This window comes from Sphingomonas panacis (assembly GCF_001717955.1).
Taxonomy (GTDB): Bacteria; Pseudomonadota; Alphaproteobacteria; order Sphingomonadales; family Sphingomonadaceae; genus Sphingomonas; species Sphingomonas panacis.
This window is the reverse complement of the sequence record NZ_CP014168.1, coordinates 3,957,902-3,974,016: the sequence shown is the minus strand read 5'-3', so window position 1 is coordinate 3,974,016 and position 16,115 is coordinate 3,957,902. Positions and strand designations below refer to the sequence as shown.

General features: G+C 67.0%; 15 protein-coding genes and 1 tRNA gene. 7 read left to right on the top strand and 9 right to left on the bottom strand.

The features are described from left to right. Nucleotides 1-17 precede the first annotated feature (17 nt). Nucleotides 18-1,475 (top strand): Ppx/GppA family phosphatase, encoded by a 1,458-nt coding sequence (locus tag J0A91_RS18095; protein WP_240502067.1) that lies wholly within the window; start codon nt 18-20, stop codon nt 1,473-1,475. Between the two features lie 11 nt (nt 1,476-1,486). On the opposite strand, the gene J0A91_RS18090 is transcribed toward J0A91_RS18095, so the two are convergent. The 3 genes from J0A91_RS18090 to J0A91_RS18080 form a co-directional block, all read right to left on the bottom strand. After that, entirely contained in the window at nt 1,487-1,876 is a 390-nt protein-coding gene (locus tag J0A91_RS18090; RefSeq protein WP_069206061.1) for a type II toxin-antitoxin system VapC family toxin, read from the bottom strand. After that, nucleotides 1,873-2,118 carry an AbrB/MazE/SpoVT family DNA-binding domain-containing protein gene (locus J0A91_RS18085; RefSeq protein WP_069206060.1) on the bottom strand — a complete coding sequence of 82 codons (246 nt, stop codon included), beginning with the start codon at nt 2,116-2,118 and terminating at the stop codon, nt 1,873-1,875. The genes J0A91_RS18090 and J0A91_RS18085 overlap by 4 nt, the downstream gene beginning before the upstream one ends. Before the next feature lie 78 nt (nt 2,119-2,196). Further along, a complete protein-coding gene (locus tag J0A91_RS18080; RefSeq protein ID WP_069206059.1) occupies nt 2,197-2,664 on the bottom strand; it encodes an Lrp/AsnC family transcriptional regulator in 468 nt (155 codons plus the stop codon). 194 nt (nt 2,665-2,858) lie between these two features. Here J0A91_RS18080 and J0A91_RS18075 point away from each other — a divergent pair, with 194 nt between their 5' ends. The 3 genes from J0A91_RS18075 (at nt 2,859) to J0A91_RS18065 (ending at nt 5,756) form a co-directional block, all read left to right on the top strand. Further along, a complete protein-coding gene (locus J0A91_RS18075) occupies nt 2,859-4,616 on the top strand; it encodes a sensor histidine kinase (RefSeq protein WP_338056895.1) in 1,758 nt (585 codons plus the stop codon). A gap of 57 nt (nt 4,617-4,673) precedes the next feature. Beyond that, nucleotides 4,674-5,630 (top strand): polysaccharide deacetylase family protein, encoded by a 957-nt coding sequence (locus tag J0A91_RS18070; protein ID WP_069206058.1) that lies wholly within the window; start codon nt 4,674-4,676, stop codon nt 5,628-5,630. Between the two features lie 50 nt (nt 5,631-5,680). Further along, nucleotides 5,681-5,756: transfer RNA gene (locus J0A91_RS18065), tRNA-Ile, on the top strand. A gap of 167 nt (nt 5,757-5,923) precedes the next feature. Here J0A91_RS18065 and J0A91_RS18060 read toward each other — a convergent pair. Then, on the bottom strand, nt 5,924-6,487 hold the full coding sequence (locus tag J0A91_RS18060) for a DUF3617 domain-containing protein (RefSeq protein ID WP_069206057.1): 564 nt from the start codon (nt 6,485-6,487) through the stop codon (nt 5,924-5,926). Between the two features lie 436 nt (nt 6,488-6,923). On the opposite strand from J0A91_RS18060, the gene J0A91_RS18055 reads away from it, so the two are divergent. Beyond that, nucleotides 6,924-7,508 (top strand): MarC family protein, encoded by a 585-nt coding sequence (locus tag J0A91_RS18055; protein ID WP_240502066.1) that lies wholly within the window; start codon nt 6,924-6,926, stop codon nt 7,506-7,508. 47 nt (nt 7,509-7,555) lie between these two features. Here J0A91_RS18055 and J0A91_RS18050 read toward each other — a convergent pair whose 3' ends face one another. Together J0A91_RS18050 and J0A91_RS18045 are read right to left on the bottom strand one after the other, a co-directional pair. Next, nucleotides 7,556-8,950: a carboxylesterase/lipase family protein gene (locus J0A91_RS18050; protein ID WP_069206055.1), complete on the bottom strand. Its 1,395-nt coding sequence runs from the start codon at nt 8,948-8,950 to the stop codon at nt 7,556-7,558. Between the two features lie 88 nt (nt 8,951-9,038). Next, nucleotides 9,039-10,226 (bottom strand): alpha/beta hydrolase-fold protein, encoded by a 1,188-nt coding sequence (locus tag J0A91_RS18045; protein ID WP_069206054.1) that lies wholly within the window; start codon nt 10,224-10,226, stop codon nt 9,039-9,041. Nucleotides 10,227-10,420: 194 nt separating this feature from the next. On the opposite strand from J0A91_RS18045, the gene J0A91_RS18040 reads away from it, so the two are divergent. After that, nucleotides 10,421-11,875, top strand: coding sequence for a L,D-transpeptidase family protein (locus tag J0A91_RS18040; protein ID WP_069206053.1), 1,455 nt, complete (start codon nt 10,421-10,423; stop codon nt 11,873-11,875). A 35-nt stretch (nt 11,876-11,910) separates the two neighbouring features. Here J0A91_RS18040 and J0A91_RS18035 read toward each other — a convergent pair whose 3' ends face one another. Next, entirely contained in the window at nt 11,911-12,537 is a 627-nt protein-coding gene (locus tag J0A91_RS18035) for a L,D-transpeptidase family protein (protein ID WP_069206052.1), read from the bottom strand. A 302-nt stretch (nt 12,538-12,839) separates the two neighbouring features. On the opposite strand from J0A91_RS18035, the gene J0A91_RS18030 reads away from it, so the two are divergent. Next, nucleotides 12,840-13,421 (top strand): murein L,D-transpeptidase catalytic domain family protein, encoded by a 582-nt coding sequence (locus J0A91_RS18030; RefSeq protein WP_240502065.1) that lies wholly within the window; start codon nt 12,840-12,842, stop codon nt 13,419-13,421. A 15-nt stretch (nt 13,422-13,436) separates the two neighbouring features. On the opposite strand, the gene J0A91_RS18025 is transcribed toward J0A91_RS18030, so the two are convergent. Together J0A91_RS18025 and J0A91_RS18020 are read right to left on the bottom strand one after the other, a co-directional pair. Further along, nucleotides 13,437-14,279 carry a D-alanyl-D-alanine carboxypeptidase family protein gene (locus tag J0A91_RS18025; protein WP_069207464.1) on the bottom strand — a complete coding sequence of 281 codons (843 nt, stop codon included), beginning with the start codon at nt 14,277-14,279 and terminating at the stop codon, nt 13,437-13,439. Between the two features lie 242 nt (nt 14,280-14,521). After that, a complete protein-coding gene (locus J0A91_RS18020) occupies nt 14,522-16,105 on the bottom strand; it encodes an MFS transporter (protein WP_069206051.1) in 1,584 nt (527 codons plus the stop codon). Between the last annotated feature and the right edge of the window lie 10 nt (nt 16,106-16,115).

Genomic DNA, 16,115 nt, shown 5'->3' with positions numbered 1-16,115 from the left:
CCAGCAAGGTTGCGACTGTGAGTGAACCGCGTACCGCGATCATCGACATCGGCTCGAACTCGATTCGCCTCGTCGTCTATCAGGGGCCGGCGCGACTGCCGGCGATCCTGTTCAACGAGAAGGTGATGGCCGGGCTCGGGCGCGGGCTGGCGGTGAGCGGGACGATCACGGGCGCTTCGCTGCGGATGGCGAAGAGTGCGCTGCACCGCTTCGCCGCCGTCGCGCGCGAGATGGAGGTCGATCGGCTGCGTACCGTTGCCACGGCGGCGGTGCGCGATGCGAGCAACGGCGGCAAGCTGCTCGCGATCGCCGAAGCGGCCGGGCTCGAGGTCGAGCTGTTGTCGGGCGAGGAAGAGGCGATCGCCGCGGGCTATGGCGTGCTGTCGGCGATCCCCGAGGCGGATGGCATCGTCGGCGATCTTGGCGGCGGCAGTCTCGAACTGATCCGCGTATCGGGCGGCGCGGTGCAGGACCGGGTTTCGTTTCCGCTCGGCGTGCTGCGTATCGCCGCGATTCGGGGCAAGGGGCCGGGCGCGCTCCAGCGGCAGGTCGCGCGATTGATCGAGGCCGCCGGCTGGAGCGGGCGCGGCGAGGGGTTGCCGCTGTATCTCGTCGGCGGATCGTGGCGCTCGCTGGCGCGGCTCGACATGCATCTGCGCGGCTATCCGCTGCCGGTGATCCACCAATATGCGATGCCGCGCGGCGCGATCACGCGGATGAGCCGCACGATCGCGCAGGTCAACAAGAGCTGGCTGCGCGCGGTGCCCGGGCTGCAATCGGGCCGGGCGGGAACGCTGAGCGACGCGACGGCGGTGCTGGCGGTGCTGCTCAAGCAGCTCAAGTGCGAACGCACGATCGTCTCGGCCTATGGCCTGCGCGAAGGGCTGTTGTATCAGGCGCTCGATCCGGCGACGCGCGCGCTCGACCCGCTGATCGTCGCGGCGCGCGACGAGGGGCGGCGGCACGGGCGCTTCGCCGAACATGGCGATCTGCTCGACGGCTGGATCGCGCCGCTGTTCGCACAGGATTCGCCCGCGATGGCGCGGCTGCGGCTGGCGGCGTGTCTGCTCGCCGATGTCGGCTGGCGCGCCAACCCCGATTTCCGCGCCGAACGCGGCGTCGAGATCGCGCTGCACGGCAATTGGGTGGGCATCGACGGACGCGGGCGCGCGCTGATGGCGCAGGCGCTGTTCACGAGCCTCGGTGGCGGGACGGAGGTGCCGGCGCCGGTTGGCGTACTGGCGCCGCCGGCGGACCTCAAGCGCGCGATCGGCTGGGGGCTGGCGATGCGGCTCGGCCAGCGGCTGAGCGGCGGGCTGGAGGGGCCGCTGCGCCGCACCCGGCTGAGCGACGAGGGCGGCGCGGTGGTGCTCGGCGCACCCAGTGCGGACCGGGCGCTGTACAGCGAGGCGGTGGAGCGGCGGCATACGACGCTGGCGGTGGCGCTGGGGCGGACGGCGATCTTCACGGCGTGAAGGCGGGCCGGTCAGCGGATGACGACGATTTCGGCTCCGGTGGTTTCCGCGATGTTCCGCCAAGCCTTGTCCGCTGTCCATGCCGGCAACGCCTCTTGAATGGACAGCGCCAGACAGCAACGATCACCCAGCGATAGTCCGGCCGAAGCCGTGGCGGCGCGCAGCCGTCCCGCGCGTTTGGCGGTGTCTTTGTCGAGCGGAACCACATCAATCGGCAACGGATCGAGCATCATATCGATCTCGCGCTCGGGCATGCCGGCATGGATGAAGTGGCTTACCACCTCGGCATAATTGACTGAACTCATCCGGGAGCCGGCGATCGCTTCGGCGACGATCGTCGCGCCAGCCTCGCCTTTCACCAGCGCTATCAGTGCGGATGCGTCGAGTACGATCCTGCTCATTCCCCGGCGGCGGCGCGGCGACCAGCGAGAAACGCATCGACCGACGCCTCCGGCTTGCCATCGGTGTAGCGCTTGGCGAGCGCTTGCGCGTGCGCGACCGCTTGAGCCGATGTGCGCAGCACGATGCCGTCCTCGGTTTCTTCGAGCCAGACCTGGCCGCCTTCGGCCAAGCCCATTTTGCGGCAGATGTCGGCGGGCAGGCGCATTTGGCCTGTCGGGGTGATACTGACCTGAACCGTCATCGCGCCACTCCCATCATCCAGGGCAACATATTCGTTTAGTCTCAAGCGGGATCGCGCACAACGAACGCGCTTCGTGGGTTACCCCACCCGCACCGGTATCCCCGGCAGCGCCTTGGCGGTGCGGATCGTCAGCGAGGTCTTGACGCTGGCGACGTTGGGGGCGGGGGTGAGGTGGGTCATCAGGATTTCCTGGAAGCCCTTGAGGTCGCTCGCGACGATCTTGAGGATGAAGTCGATCTCGCCGTTGAGCATGTGGCATTCGCGGACTTCGGGGATGGTCGCGACGTGCGCCTCGAATGCGGCGAGATCCTGCTCGGCCTGGCTGCGCAGCGAAACCATCGCGAACACCGTGATCGGATAGCCGAGCGTTGCGGCGTCGAGATCGGCGTGATAGCCGCGGATCGCGCCGGCTTCCTCCAGCGCGCGGACCCGGCGCAGGCATGGCGGCGCGGTGAGGCCGACACGCTCGGCGAGTTCGACATTGGTCATCCGTCCGTCGCGCTGTAGCAATTCGAGAATCCGCCGGTCGATCTGGTCGAACGCCATTACGAGCCGCTCCGCTGAAACATATCTTTTCCAATGCCTGTAGGGGCTTTATCATAAGATAATTGCGAGAGAACGCAATTGTCCCACATTGCGACCGGTCGAAAATCAGCTATTCCAGACGGGCCTCGCGCGCGTTAAGGATTCATTACAGCGCGGGTCGTCTCCGCGTGGGTCAGCTAAAGGGTATTTGCGGGTTGCGCTTCGACGACAGTCTCGAAACGGTGCTTTCGGCCGACATGTCGACCCCGTTCGGCGCGCAGTCGGCATGGCGGCAGCTCGTCGATCTGATCGGCCGGGGCCGCGCCGATGCCACACCGGCGGCGATCGCCCGGCTGCGCGCGCTGCGCGGCATGGTGCCTGCGACGGTGCGTGCCGCCAGTGCGCGCGCGCTGGCCGATGCCACACCGCCGGCGGCGCTGGTTCGGCTGTTCAGCGAGGATGACGCTGCGGTCGCCGCGCCGGTACTGCGCACCGCGCAGCTTGAGGAGCGGGACTGGATCGGATTGCTGCCCGGATTGTCTTCGGTCGGCCGCTCGGTGCTGCGTCATCGCCGCGATCTGCCCGCCGGCGTGGTGCGTGCGCTGGCGGCGTTCGGCGGCGTCGATTTCGTGCTGGGCGCGTCGATCGAGGCGCTGGCCACCGTCGATGCCGGGCACGATCCGGTGCCGGTCGCAAGCGCGCCTGACGCGGAGCCGGCGATCGAGCCCGTGTCCATGCCCGAATCCTCGTTCGCGTCGATCGCCAGCATCGCGCAGGGCCTGCCGGTCGTCGCCGAGGCGCTGCGCCAGCAGAACGCGCCGCCCGCACCTGCCGCCGACGGGACGTTCGAGATCGCGGATCTGGTCGCGCGGCTCGACGCGTTCCACCGCGAGCGCGATGAGAATGGCGTGCCGATCGAGGCCGAAGTGTTCGCGTTGTCGCCCGTCGAGGCGCGCGGTTTCCAGTTCGAGACCGACGCGAGCGGCATGATCCGCTGGATCGAGGGCGTGTCGCGCGCGCCGCTGATCGGGCTGTCGCTCGATCACGTGGGCGAGGGCGCGGCGGTCGATGGGGTCGCGTCCGGTGCGTTCCGTCGGCGTTCCGGGTTCGTCAATGCGCGGCTCGTCGTCGCCGGCAGCTCGGATGCGGCGGGGCAGTGGCGGATCAGCGCGGCGCCGGTGTTCGACCGGGGGAGCGGGCGCTTCACCGGCTATCGCGGTTCGGCGCGCCGGCCGCGCGTGGAGGAAAGCGCCGAATTGTCGCGGGGCCGTGGCCGCGCCGGACCCGACGCGCTGCGCCAGCTCGTCCACGAACTGCGCACGCCGGCGAACGCCATCGCCGGCTTCGCCGAGATGATCGAATCCGAGATGCTCGGGCCGGTGCCGCCGGTTTATCGCGGGCGCGCCGGGGCGATCCGCGATCAGGTCCATGCGCTGCTCGGCGCGATCGACGATATCGACATGGCGGCGCGGATCGACACGCGGGCGCTCGATCTGCGAGACGATGCGGTGCCGCTCGCGCCGCTGCTGGCGCGCGTCGTGGGTGATCTCGCGCCGCTCGCCGATTTGCGCTCGGCGACGATCGACTGCCGCGCCGCGCCCGACATCGTCATCGCTGGCGACGACCGCGCGGTCGAACGGCTGATCGGGCGCTTGCTCGCCACTTTGGTCGCCTCGACCGAGGCCGGCGAGCGGATCGGCGTTACCGCGCGGATCGAGGATATGCAGGCGGTGATCGTGTCCGATCGTCCGCGCGCGCTCGCCGCGTATGCCGCCGAGGGGCTGTTGCGGATCGATGCCGAGGCCGAGGCCGAGCAGATCGGCGCGCCGTTGCTCGGCACGGGCTTCGCGCTGCGGCTAGCGCGCAATCTGGCGGGCGAGCTCGGCGGCTCGCTGACGCTCGGTGACACCGCCTTGACTTTGCGGCTGCCCGCCGCCGTAAGTGCCAACGTGGGACAGGCTTTTTCAAACTAGATCGTGGCGCGCGCGCACCCGCCCGGGTTTCGGCCGGAGCCGCCACACGCCGCCGATATGGTCGCGTGGCCGGACGATTTCGGCACGCGCTTCACCGTGTTCGTCGATACCGAGGAGGAGTTCGACTGGAGCGCCCCGCTCGCGCGCGCGGGCCACACGCTTGCATCGGTGACGGCGCTGCCCGGGGCGCACCGCCGCTTCGCCGATCATGGCGTACCGCTCACCTACATGGTCGATTATCCGATCGCGACCGATTCACGGGCAGTCGACATCCTGCGCGGGTTGCTGGCGGACGGGGTTTCCGCGGTGGGGACGCAATTGCATGCGTGGGTCAATCCGCCGTTCGACGAACCCCTGACGCCGGCCAACAGTTATGCCGGCAATCTGCCCGAGGCGACCGAGGGGGCCAAGCTGGACACGCTGACCCATGCGATCGAAGCCGCGTTTGGGCGGCGGCCGGTGGCGTATCGCGCCGGGCGCTATGGCATCGGCCCGGCGACGCTGCGGCTGCTCGCGGCGCGCGGGTATCGGCTCGATAGCTCGATGCGCGCGCGCTACCGCTACAGCGCCGATGGCGGACCGGATTTCGGCGCGATCGGCAATGCCGCGTTCCGCTGCGGCCCGGACAAGGCGATCGTCGAACTGCCGCTGACGACGGTTTTCACCGGCGGGCTGCGGCGCGGCGGTGCGCGTCTGTACGATGTTCTGGGCAAGATCCCCAAGGGGCGCGGGCTGGCGGCGCGGCTGCGCCTCGTCTCGCGCGTCGCGCTCACGCCCGAGGACATGCCGCTCGCCGACGCGCTGGAGGCGATCGCGGTTGCGGTGGGAGAGGGCGTGCGCGTGCTCAACTTCGCGTTCCACTCGCCCTCGCTCGCGCCCGGCCACACGCCGTATGTTCGCGATGCCGCCGATCTCGCGCGCTTTCATGGCTGGTGGCAGGCGGTGCTCGCCGAGCTGGACCGGCGCGGTATCCGCCCGGCGTCGCTCGACGCGCTGATCGCCGCCGCCGGATGAGGGACGCCTTGCCACCGCGCCTGCGCATCCGCTAACGGGGGCAATCGGTGGGGCCTGTAGCTCAATGGTTAGAGCTGGCCGCTCATAACGGCTAGGTTGCGGGTTCGAGTCCTGCCGGGCCCACCATGCCTTTCGGCGCGTGCCTTAGACGTCCTTGTTGCCAAGGGTTTGTCCGGGGCCGGCTTGCTTGAAACAGTCATAGGTCCGTTTCAGCGGCTCATCCGTAAAATCATTCAGGATGACACACCGCCCGCTGCGAGAGCGGGCGGTGCGTCCTTTCTGTCTGAGCCGGCTCAGCCTGCCTTCGGCGCGTCGCACGCGCCGATGCGCTTGCCGGTGACATGGGTCTTGGTGGTCACCTTGCCGCCTGTGGCCGCACCGCCGGGTGCCGCCGGCATGTTCATCGTCGACTCGCTCGTGATGTCATAGCTGGTGCTGGCGAAGTTGCCCGACATGGACGCCCGCATCTCGCCCGCTGGCATGCCGGGCGCGCCCTTGCACACCAAGGTTCCGCTCATCTTGCCGCCACCCATCTCGAACTTCTCATAGGTACAGTTCTTGGCAGCGCCGAACATGTCCTGCGGCGGCTTTTCGGCCTGTTCGGGCGTGAGGCAGGTCTCGACCTTCTGCGCCTTCATCTGCTGCTTCATCGCCGTCGCCATCTCTGGGGGAACGCCCGGACCGTCGACCGACAGGATCTCGACCGCCGTCTCCCACTTGCCGGGTTCGAGCTTGACCGCATTTTTGGTGGCCTCCGCAACGTCGGCGACCGAGGCGTTCTCCGCCTTGACGGTCGGGTTCGAGTTGCAGGCCGCCAGCATCGCTATGGCGGGCAGAATGATTGTCAGACGCTTCATGCATTTCTCTCCCGGTTGAAAACGACCAGTCCTGATCGTTTCTTCTACGTAACGTCGGGAGGCACAATGAAGCTCCCCGTTAACACAGATTTATTTCGTTCGGCCGGAGTACGATGCTTTCCGTCCCGAGCGTGACGTCGATCAGGAAGCGCAGCGCCGAAACCGTCGCGTCGATCGTAAACTTCCCGACACCGTGTTCGGGCTAAAGGATTCGGTATGAGTCGTTCGCCGGATCGTCGAGGCAACGGGCGAGGAGACGCAACGACGAGGGTGACGGGCGCGGTGGACTTGGGCTAGCGCGGGTGCGTTGGCGTCGTGCGTAGCTGAGAAGGAACGGTTTTTGGATTTCAGTCCGCTTCCGCTTGGGAGTGTCGCCGGCGCGTTTCTGCTGGCGTTTCCGACCCTGTTCTCGATCGTCAACCCGATCGGTGCGGCTTTGATCTTCAATCAGGTGATCAGCAATCGGACGCGTGAGGAGCGTCAGGAGCTGGCCCGGAGAATCGCGAGCTATTCGCTCATCGTGCTCCTCGCGTCGCTTTTGCTTGGTGGCATCGTCCTGAACTTCTTCGGGGTGAGCTTGAGTGCGCTCCGCATCGGGGGCGGTCTGGTCGTCGCGGTGCGGGCGTGGGGCTTGCTGATGCAGCCCGAAGTTCACGAGGAGCGCAAGGCGACTTCGGCCGAGCCGGCCCAGTCGGCCGACGATGTGGCGTTCTTCCCGCTGACGATGCCGTTGACGACCGGCCCCGGCACCATCGCCGTGGCGATCGCATTGTCCTCGCAACGGCCGGGCGGGGACGGCGGGGTGATCAGTTTCTTTGCCGGGGTGAGCCTGGCAGCGGCTTGTATCGCGGTGACGATCTGGCTCTGCTACCGCTGGTCGGACACGGTTACCGCGCTGCTTGGGCCAGCCGGCGCGCGCGTCCTCTCACGCTTGGTCGCGTTCCTGCTGCTGTGCATCGGGGTGCAGATCATGATCACCGGCGTTGTCGGGGTCGGTCAATTGCTGCTGAGTTCGAGATGACATGATCGGCATAGCTGAGGTCCTCGCCGCAGCCGGGCGCTTGCGCCTCAGGGGAGCGGGTCGGACGCCAGCCGCGCGCCGCCATCGACGGCGAAATCGAGCATCGACGGTTGGCTGGGCGAATAGCGCGGCCACGCCGGCAACGCTTCCCCGTTGGGATCGCCATGTTTGACGAAATTGACGAGATAGCGGCTGATCGTCCGTGAGGCGGCGCGATCGGTGGCCGTGGTTTGGTCGCCATATTTGATGGGTGCGGTGTTGAAGAAGAACGGAATATCCGATGCGTGTTTGGCACCTTTTCCATCCGCCGTCCGGGCTGCATCCGCAACGTAGGAGAACCGGTAATAATAGGTGGGCACCCCGTCCGAAGCGAACAGCGCAGCCATCTTGCGAGCGCCGCTGATCATGTAGCCGGACGGGCCGCCGATATCGTCGCTGGTGGCGCCGAGCATGACGGGAACCTTGCTGAACCGGCCGTTCCGATAGGCCGTGGCGAGATCCACGGCGATCCTGCCATCGACGATCGGGCTGGTGAAAGTCCTGGGCTGACCGGCGGGTGTGGCCATGGTGGCGAGGTTCAAGCCAGCGACGATCTGATCGGCGGGCAGCGCGCGAAGCTTCGCGAGCGCTTGCGCGTCGTCCGGCGCGATGCCCTTGGACTTTGCGAAGGCGAGGCCGATGTCCTCTGCCGCGGCGAGAGTCGTGCCGGGGCCTATGCTCGGGCCGCCGGACTCGATGACCGCCTTTTCGAAAAGGCCATCGGCGAGCGGCGACGTGAGGAGGGCGTGAACCGACATTCCGCCGGCGCTTTCGCCGATGATCGTCACATTGGCGGGATCGCCGCCGAAGGCCGCGATGTTGCGACGGACCCAGCGCAGCGCCGCCAACTGATCCATATATCCATAATTCGCGAGCAATCCGCCGTCCGGGTTCGTAGCGGTCAGTTGCGGATGGGCGAACGTGCCGAAGCGGCCAAGGCGATAGTTGAAGCTGACGACCATGATGCCCTGTCTGGCAAGTTCGGCACCCGAATAGGTCGGCGGGGAGGAGCCGCCATTGACGAAGCCGCCGCCGTAGATCCACACCATGACCGGCAGCTTCGCTTTGGCGCCAACCGGCTTCCAGACGTTCGCGTAGAGACAGTCCTCGGCCGGCGGGGTGCCGAGCGGAGCGGCATCGCTTGGAAACGGTAGCTGCATACAGTCATGGCCGTATTGGGCGGCATCGCGTTCGCCGGACCATTTGGCGGCGGGCTGGGGCGCGCGCCAGCGCAGGTCGCCCACGGGAGGCGCCGCGAACGGAATCCCCTTGAAAGACGTGATGCCGTCCGCGCTCCGGCCGAGCAGCGCGCCGGTGTCGATCACGGCGCGGGGACGATCCGCCTGCGCGTGCGCGGGAGCCGACAGAGTCACCGCCAGGGTCGCGAGGATGAAGGTGCGCATGTCGTCTCCTGGCGTGGATGATCGTGAGGCTATGAGCGTAGCTGCGCCGTGAGAGCGTGGCGAGAGTGCGTCAGCCAGCTCCGCCGGTTCAGCCCCGGAAAAGCAGCGGCGCCATCTCGTGCAGGCTGCGGCGCCAGGTGAGGAACTCGTGCGCGGTGCCCGGGGAGACATAGAAAACGCTGTTGACGCCCGCCGCCTTCAGCGCCGCCGCATTCGCGCGCGGATCGGGGCGGGGGCCGCCGTCGGGAGCGCGCGCGCGACCGCCTTCCAGTTCGCGGCTGCCGAAGCTGACGAACACGAGCTTCACCTTGTCCTTGAAGCCTGGAGTGGCGTTGACATCATCCACTCCGAAGGTGCCGCCGCTGAGCAGGCCGATGGAGCCGAATGTGTCGAGGTGCTTGGGCGCGATCAGCTTGGTTTCGAAACCGCCCATCGACAACCCCGCCATCGCCCGGTGCCGAGCGTCGGCAACGGTCTGGTAGGTGCGGTCGACATAGGGAATCAGTTCGTTCAGCAGCATTGTCTGGAAGGGGCGGATGTCGAAGCTGGCGAGGCCACCGGGGCTGCCGGGCTTGACGTCGTTGGTCATTCCGTAGGTCATCACGATGATGAAGGGCAGCGATTTCCCTTCGGCGATGAGGTTGTCCATGATGAGATTGGCATGGCCCTGGTTCGCCCATGCGGTCTCGTCCTCGCCCCATCCGTGCTGAAGGTAGAGCACCGGATACCGGGTGTGCGGGGTCTTTCCGTAACCGGGCGGCGTGTAGACGAAGGCCCGACGTTGCGTGCCGGTGCTTGGGGACGGGAACAGAATCTGCTCTACGCGCCCGTGCGGCACGTCTTTGAGCGCATAGAAGTCCGCGTCATGCGCGGGAATCTCGATTCCGCTTTCCCAACGCGTCGAACCGTAGAAGTTCAGAGCACCGGGATCGTTGAACATGCCGCCGTCGACGGTCAGGTGGTAGTAGTGAAATCCCTCGTCGAGCGGGCCTTCCGAGGTGCCGACCCAGGTGCCGTCAATGGCCTTGTTCAGAACCGTGCCGCCGCGTCCGCCCAGGCCCAGGCTGACCTTCACCGCCTTCGCATCGGGTGCGACGATCCGAAACCGCGCATAGCCCTGCGAGTTCACCTGTGGGTATTGCTGCCCCGGCTGGTTGAGCGACGACGGCTTGAAATCCTCGGCTACAGGCACCGCCACCGGCGCGGCAGTGGTCTGCGCGAACGCGGGACTGATGGTGGCGCTGGCGGCCAGCAACGCTGCTACGATGTGTTTCATGACAAACCTCCCCAAACGGCTTCCGCGCCCCGATCGAAGCTGCGGACGATCTTATGAGACGGTTATTGCAACCGCCGTTTCGGACGGCAACGATTAATTACTCCGACAAACCGCTGCTTCGCCATTCCCGCGCCGGAGCGATGGGGCCGGAATGGCATCCGAGACGTTGAAGAGGTCAACTCGAGGAGCACCGTGTGACATCATATTTGGGGGGATCGTCAGCGCTGGCGCTGATTCTGGTATTGAGTGGGTGCAATTCGCCCGGACAGACCGGCGCGCAGCAGCAATCGGCGGCGCAAGGTCCGGCCGCTCAGGCGGGCGGGTGGACGGACGGTACCGCCGCTCAGTTGCGAAAGGCGATTGCCGGCCGCGCCGCGCACGGCCTCGATCAGATGCGGTTCGATGCCGTGGGCGAAGGGAGCGGCGCGCAGGACGCGGTCGCGCTGACGCGGGTGGCATTGAGCTATGCCGCCGCACTCGCACGCGGGGCCACCGATCCCGCCAAACTCTATGACATTTACACCGTGGCGCGCCCCAACCCGGACCTGAAACAGGGGCTGTCGGCCGCGTTGAAAGCGGGGGATGTCGCCGGCTGGCTGAACGGCCTTGCGCCTGCGGACGCCAATTATCGTCGTCTTTCACAAGCCTATCTCGCGTTGCGCCGGCAGCCGGCCGCGCAGGCGGCCGGGATCTCCGACGCCGGCGAACCGATCAAGCCCGGTGTCGCCGATCCGCGCCTGCCTTCCATCGCGCACCAGCTCGTCGTCCTCGATTACCTCAAACCAGAGGCAGCGCAGGGCGATCGCTACACGCCTGCGATGGTCGCGGCGGTAAAGGCGATGCAGGCCGATTACGGCATGGAACCCGACGGCGTCATCGGTGGCGAGGCACTGGCCATCCTGAACCTGTCGAATGTCGATCGCGCGCGGGCGATCGCAGTCGGCATGGAGCGGCTGCGCTGGCTGGAGCGGACCCCGCAACCGACCCGCATCGACGTGAACCTCGCCGCGGCGAGGCTCAGCTATTGGCGCGACGGCAAGCTGGTGGACAGCCGCAAGGTGGTGGTCGGCGAGCCCGACAAGGAGACGCCGCAGCTCGGTTCGCCGATCTTCCGGCTGGTCGCCAACCCGACCTGGACGATCCCGCGCTCGATCGAGCGGAGTGAGCTGGCGGGCAAGAGCGGCAGCTACCTGCGCGCGCACAACATGGCGCGGAAGAACGGCTGGATCGTGCAGCAGCCGGGGCCGAAAAACTCGCTCGGTCTGGTCAAGTTCGACATGCAGAACGAGCATGCCATCTACCTCCACGACACGCCGGCCAAGGCCATGTTCGCGCTCACGCAGCGGCAGCGCAGCCATGGCTGCGTCCGCGTGGAAGATGCGCTTGGCTTTGCCGAAATCCTCGCACGGGACGAAAACGTGCTGGACGAATGGCACAAGGCACGGGCGACCGGAAAAGAGACTTTCGTGAAGCTGCCCCGCCAGATTCCGGTGCGGATGCTCTACCAGACGGTGCTGTTCGACGAGAAGGGCGAACCGATCGTGCGCAACGATCCTTATGGCTGGGACGACCGTGTCGGCGCGGCACTCGGGTTCAAGGTGGGGAAGGCGCTTCGCGTGCGGACGGACCAGGCGGACGTCGGGCCGTAAGCGCCGAGCCGATCCGACGCGCGGCCCGAGGTCCGTTATCGCACAGCGGCGATTTCGGTAGCCTCGGGCGCGGGGTCTTGCGGCGCCGGCGGGAGGCCCAAATCCTCCGCGTCCAGGGGCGGGGAGGGCGCATCGGCTGCCAGCGACTCGTCGGTGACCGTCACAGCCGCGCCAAGCCGCGTGATCGCGTAGAGCCGCTTGGCGAAGGCGATCGGCACCCGCACGCAGCCGTGCGACGCCGCGTAGCCCGGATCGCGCCCGGCATGGATCGCCACGCCGTCCCACGTGATGCGCTGCATGTACGGCATCGACGCATCGTTATAGAGGTTCGATCTGTGCTTGACCTGCTTCTGCAGGATCTTGAAATCGCCGGTCGGCGTGTCGTGCCCCGGCTTGCCGGTGGAGACCGCCGATACCGCCATGAGCCTGGCGCCGCGATAGACGTACATCTTCTGGTCAGGGATGCTCACCACGATCCGCACGTCACTCGCCTTCGGCTGGCTTGCGGCATCATCGTTCCAGAGGAAATCCCCCGGACTCATCATCGCAACCGCCTCACTGGTCGGCTCGGCGTCGCGCGCGTGCGCAGCGTTCGAGACGCCCACCAATGCGGTAACCACCGCCACGGCACCAATGCCGCGACGAAGAAGCGTCGAAGTCATCGCGCACCTCGTTTGCAAATCCGAATTCACAGGCCTGTGCCAGGCGTCTGGATATACGGTAGAAAACGCGATTCGCCGGGTTTCGATCCGAATTGCAGTGATGTGCCGCCGTTGCGACGAAGCGAAACCCGGTCGCGACGGAATTAAGAAAAGTCGGGAACAAAATGCTGTTTAGGCAACGAATTTCTTACGATTTCATGGTAAATGGTCCCATCGCTTATCAACGGGATGTCTACCGAGCCGTGCAAAATCCTGTGCTTAGCCTGTCACGCCGCAACTTTGCCAAAACCGGGATCGCTTTGTTGGGCGCAGCAGCCCTGCCGCGCGTCGCGGCGGCGCAGCTTCCCACCATTCAGCCGCTCGCGTCGCGGAGTGTCGTGCGTCCCGAACTGCTTCGCCGCGCGCTCGCCGCGCTTCAACGTCACGGATCACAGATTCCGCACCGTGACCGGATCGCGATCGCGGACTTCTCCCAGCCTTCGGCGCAACCGCGCTTCTACCTTGTCGATATGGCCAACGGCATGGCGACGACCCTGCTCGTGGCGCATGGCAGCGGCAGCGACCCTGCGCATACCGGCTATCTTCAGCGCTTTTCGAACGAAGAGGGCTCCAATGCCTCCAGCGAGGGCGCTTTCCTGGCTTCGGACTATTATGTCGGCAAGCACGGCAGATCGCAGCGTCTGATCGGTCTCGATCCGACCAACAGCAATGCGCTGTCGCGCGCGCTCGTGGTTCATTCGGCCTGGTATGCGAATCCCGACATGCTGCGCACGCACGGCCAGCTCGGGCGCAGCCAGGGGTGCTTTGCCGTCAGCGAGGCCGATCTTCCGCAGGTGTTCGCGCGGCTCGGCCAGGGCCGCATGATCTATTCCGCAAAAGCCTGACGTTGCGGTGCCGCGTTAGCGGCGCGCGGGCGGCAGGTGGGTGAAGCCGAACTCGACCAGTTCGGCGGCGCGGCGATCCCGCGCCCGTAGCGAATCCGCGCCGAGCACGACGGCGACGATCCGTTTCCCGCGCCGCTGGGCAGAGGTCGCGATGTTGTAGCCGGCGTCGGCGGTGTAGCCGGTCTTAATGCCATCGACCCCGCCGACCTTGCCGAGCAGGTGATCGTGATTGACGATGCGCCGCGAGCGCCAGACGATCGAGCGGAGGCTGAAGACCCGATAATATCGGGCGTGCCGCTTCAGCAGTGCCAGCGAAAGCTTGGTCATGTCGCGCGCGGTGGTTTGATTGCCGCGGTTGGTGAGCCCGGTCGCGTTCGCGAAACTGGTGTGGGTCATGCCGAGCTGCCGCGCCTTGGCGGTCATCACCGCCGCGAATCGCTCCTCGCTGCCGCTCAGCCGTTCGGCGATGGCGACGGTCACGTCGTTGGCGGACTGCACCGCCATCGCCTGGATCACCGCGCGCACCGACAGGCGCTTTCCGGCCGCGATCCCGAGACGCGAGGCAGGCTGCCGCGCGGCATTGCGCGAGATCGTGATGGCATCGTCGAGCCGCAACCTGCCGGCATCGAGCGCGTCGAACACGAGATACAGCGTCATCATCTTGGTGAGCGACGCGGGACGGCGCGGCTCGTCCGGCAGGCTGGCATAGATCGGCCGGCCGCTCGACGCATCGATAAGCAGTTCCGAGGTAGGGCGCGCCACCGTGCGCGCGAACACGGGCTGCGGGCCGGCAGCGCACAGCAGCGCACATGCGCCCAGGAGTGATCGGCCCGGAAACGCGAGACTCAAACGATTCATTCGATATTCCAATGTCAATCGGATGCTCCTGCCGACGCAAAGCTGAACGATCGCTTTCAGCGGCGCAGAATTATCGACGGATCGGTCGATCGCTGCGGGCATTAGGGCAAGGCCGATGCGGGTGCCGCCGGGCCGCCGCGATGCTGGAGATAGGACCAGCCACTGGAAACGACCGCAAGCGGCCCCCGCAGATTTCGCGCCACGCAGCGTATTGAATGGTTCGCTGTGTGCGAGGCGGCGTTTTACGCCTCGGGTCGGCCGACCTGCGCCGTCTCGGCGTCGAGATCGCGTAAGTCGCGGCCGCGTGTCTCACGGCCGAACCACGCGATCAGGATGAGCGACACGGCCGTCGGCAGCATTACCAGCGCGGAGGATAGGCCCATCGACAGGACGATGCCGCTGATCGTCAGCCCCTGCGCGAGCAGGCCGCCGCTTTTGGTGCAGGCCGCGACCCAGCCGGTCGCCCGCCCGCGGACTCGCATCGGGAAGCTCTCGGCGGTGTAGGGCAGGACGATGGCGATGATGCCATTGGTGCCGACGATGAGCAGCGCCACCGGCAGCACCGGGCTGCCGCTGCCCGCCAGTTCGAGCCGCAGCACCAGCAGCAGGCCGGCGAGCGTCATCGCGATCATCGTCACCAACGCCCATTTCGTGCTCCAGCGGCTGTAGAGAAACGCTGCTATGAAGACGGTGGGGAAGGCGATCAGCGCGCTTTCGGCGAGTAGGCGGCTCGACACGCCGACCGAATAGCCTTTCGCCACCAGATCCGCCGGCAACCACAGCAGCAGCCCGAAGTTGATCAAGCCCCAGGACAGCGCGCACAGGCTGAGTGCGGCAAGCTTGCCGTAAAGCCTGAGGCCGGTGAGCGCGTGCGAGCCCGGCGCCGCGGCGGCGACGGTCGCGCTCGCGCTGGTGGCCCTGGCGCCGAAGCGACGCATCACCGCTTCTGCCTCCTGCACCCGGCCACGCGCGAGCAGGAACTTGGCGGATTCGGGGATCAGCGCGCCGAGCAGCACCAAGGTCAGACCGGTGGGAAGGTTGGCCAGCCACAGGATGCGCCAGCCGAAGATCGGTTGCAGCACCGCCGACAGCCCACTCGCCGCGAAATAGCCGCCGACCGCGCCGAGACCGCCAACCAGCACGAGGCTCCAACCGCGATGCCGGCTCGGCATCATCTCGGCGAGCAGAGCGTAGGTCACCGGCAGCATCCCGCCCGCCGCCGCGCCCATCATGAAGCACATCGCGATGTTCCACGCGAGGCTCGGCATCGCGCCGCAGATCGAGGTGCCGACGAACATCACCGCCGACAGCAGGATCGACGCCTTGCGGCCGTAGACGTCGGCGATCCAGCCCCACAGCACCGAGCCGGTGACGGTGCCGGCGAGCGCGAAGAACGGCACGAGCGAGACGGTCTTCTTGGGGACGCCATATTCGCTGATCATCCCCGGCACGGTGAAGCCGAGCGAGGCGGGCTTCATCACGTCGATGACGAGCGCGACCACCAGCACCGCCATCAAACCCCAATGCGCCGGGCCGAGCTGCGCGTCTTCGGGTGCGGCGACGACGATGTCGGCAGCGGCGGCGCGTTGCGCCGCGACGTTGCGCGGCAGCAGCCCGTAGGCGGCGATGAAGGTGCCCGCCACGATCAGCCCCATTCCGACCAGCATGAAACTGTCCATCGGCATTCCGGCGAGATGATAATGCATCGCGCGCGCCATCGCGAACATCGGCAGATGCGCGCATACGCCGACCGTGACCGCGAGGCAGCCGAGCGCGAAGGCCCAGACCGCCTGCCGGTCCGACAAAGTGCTGCTCAGTCCGCCCATTTCGAAAACC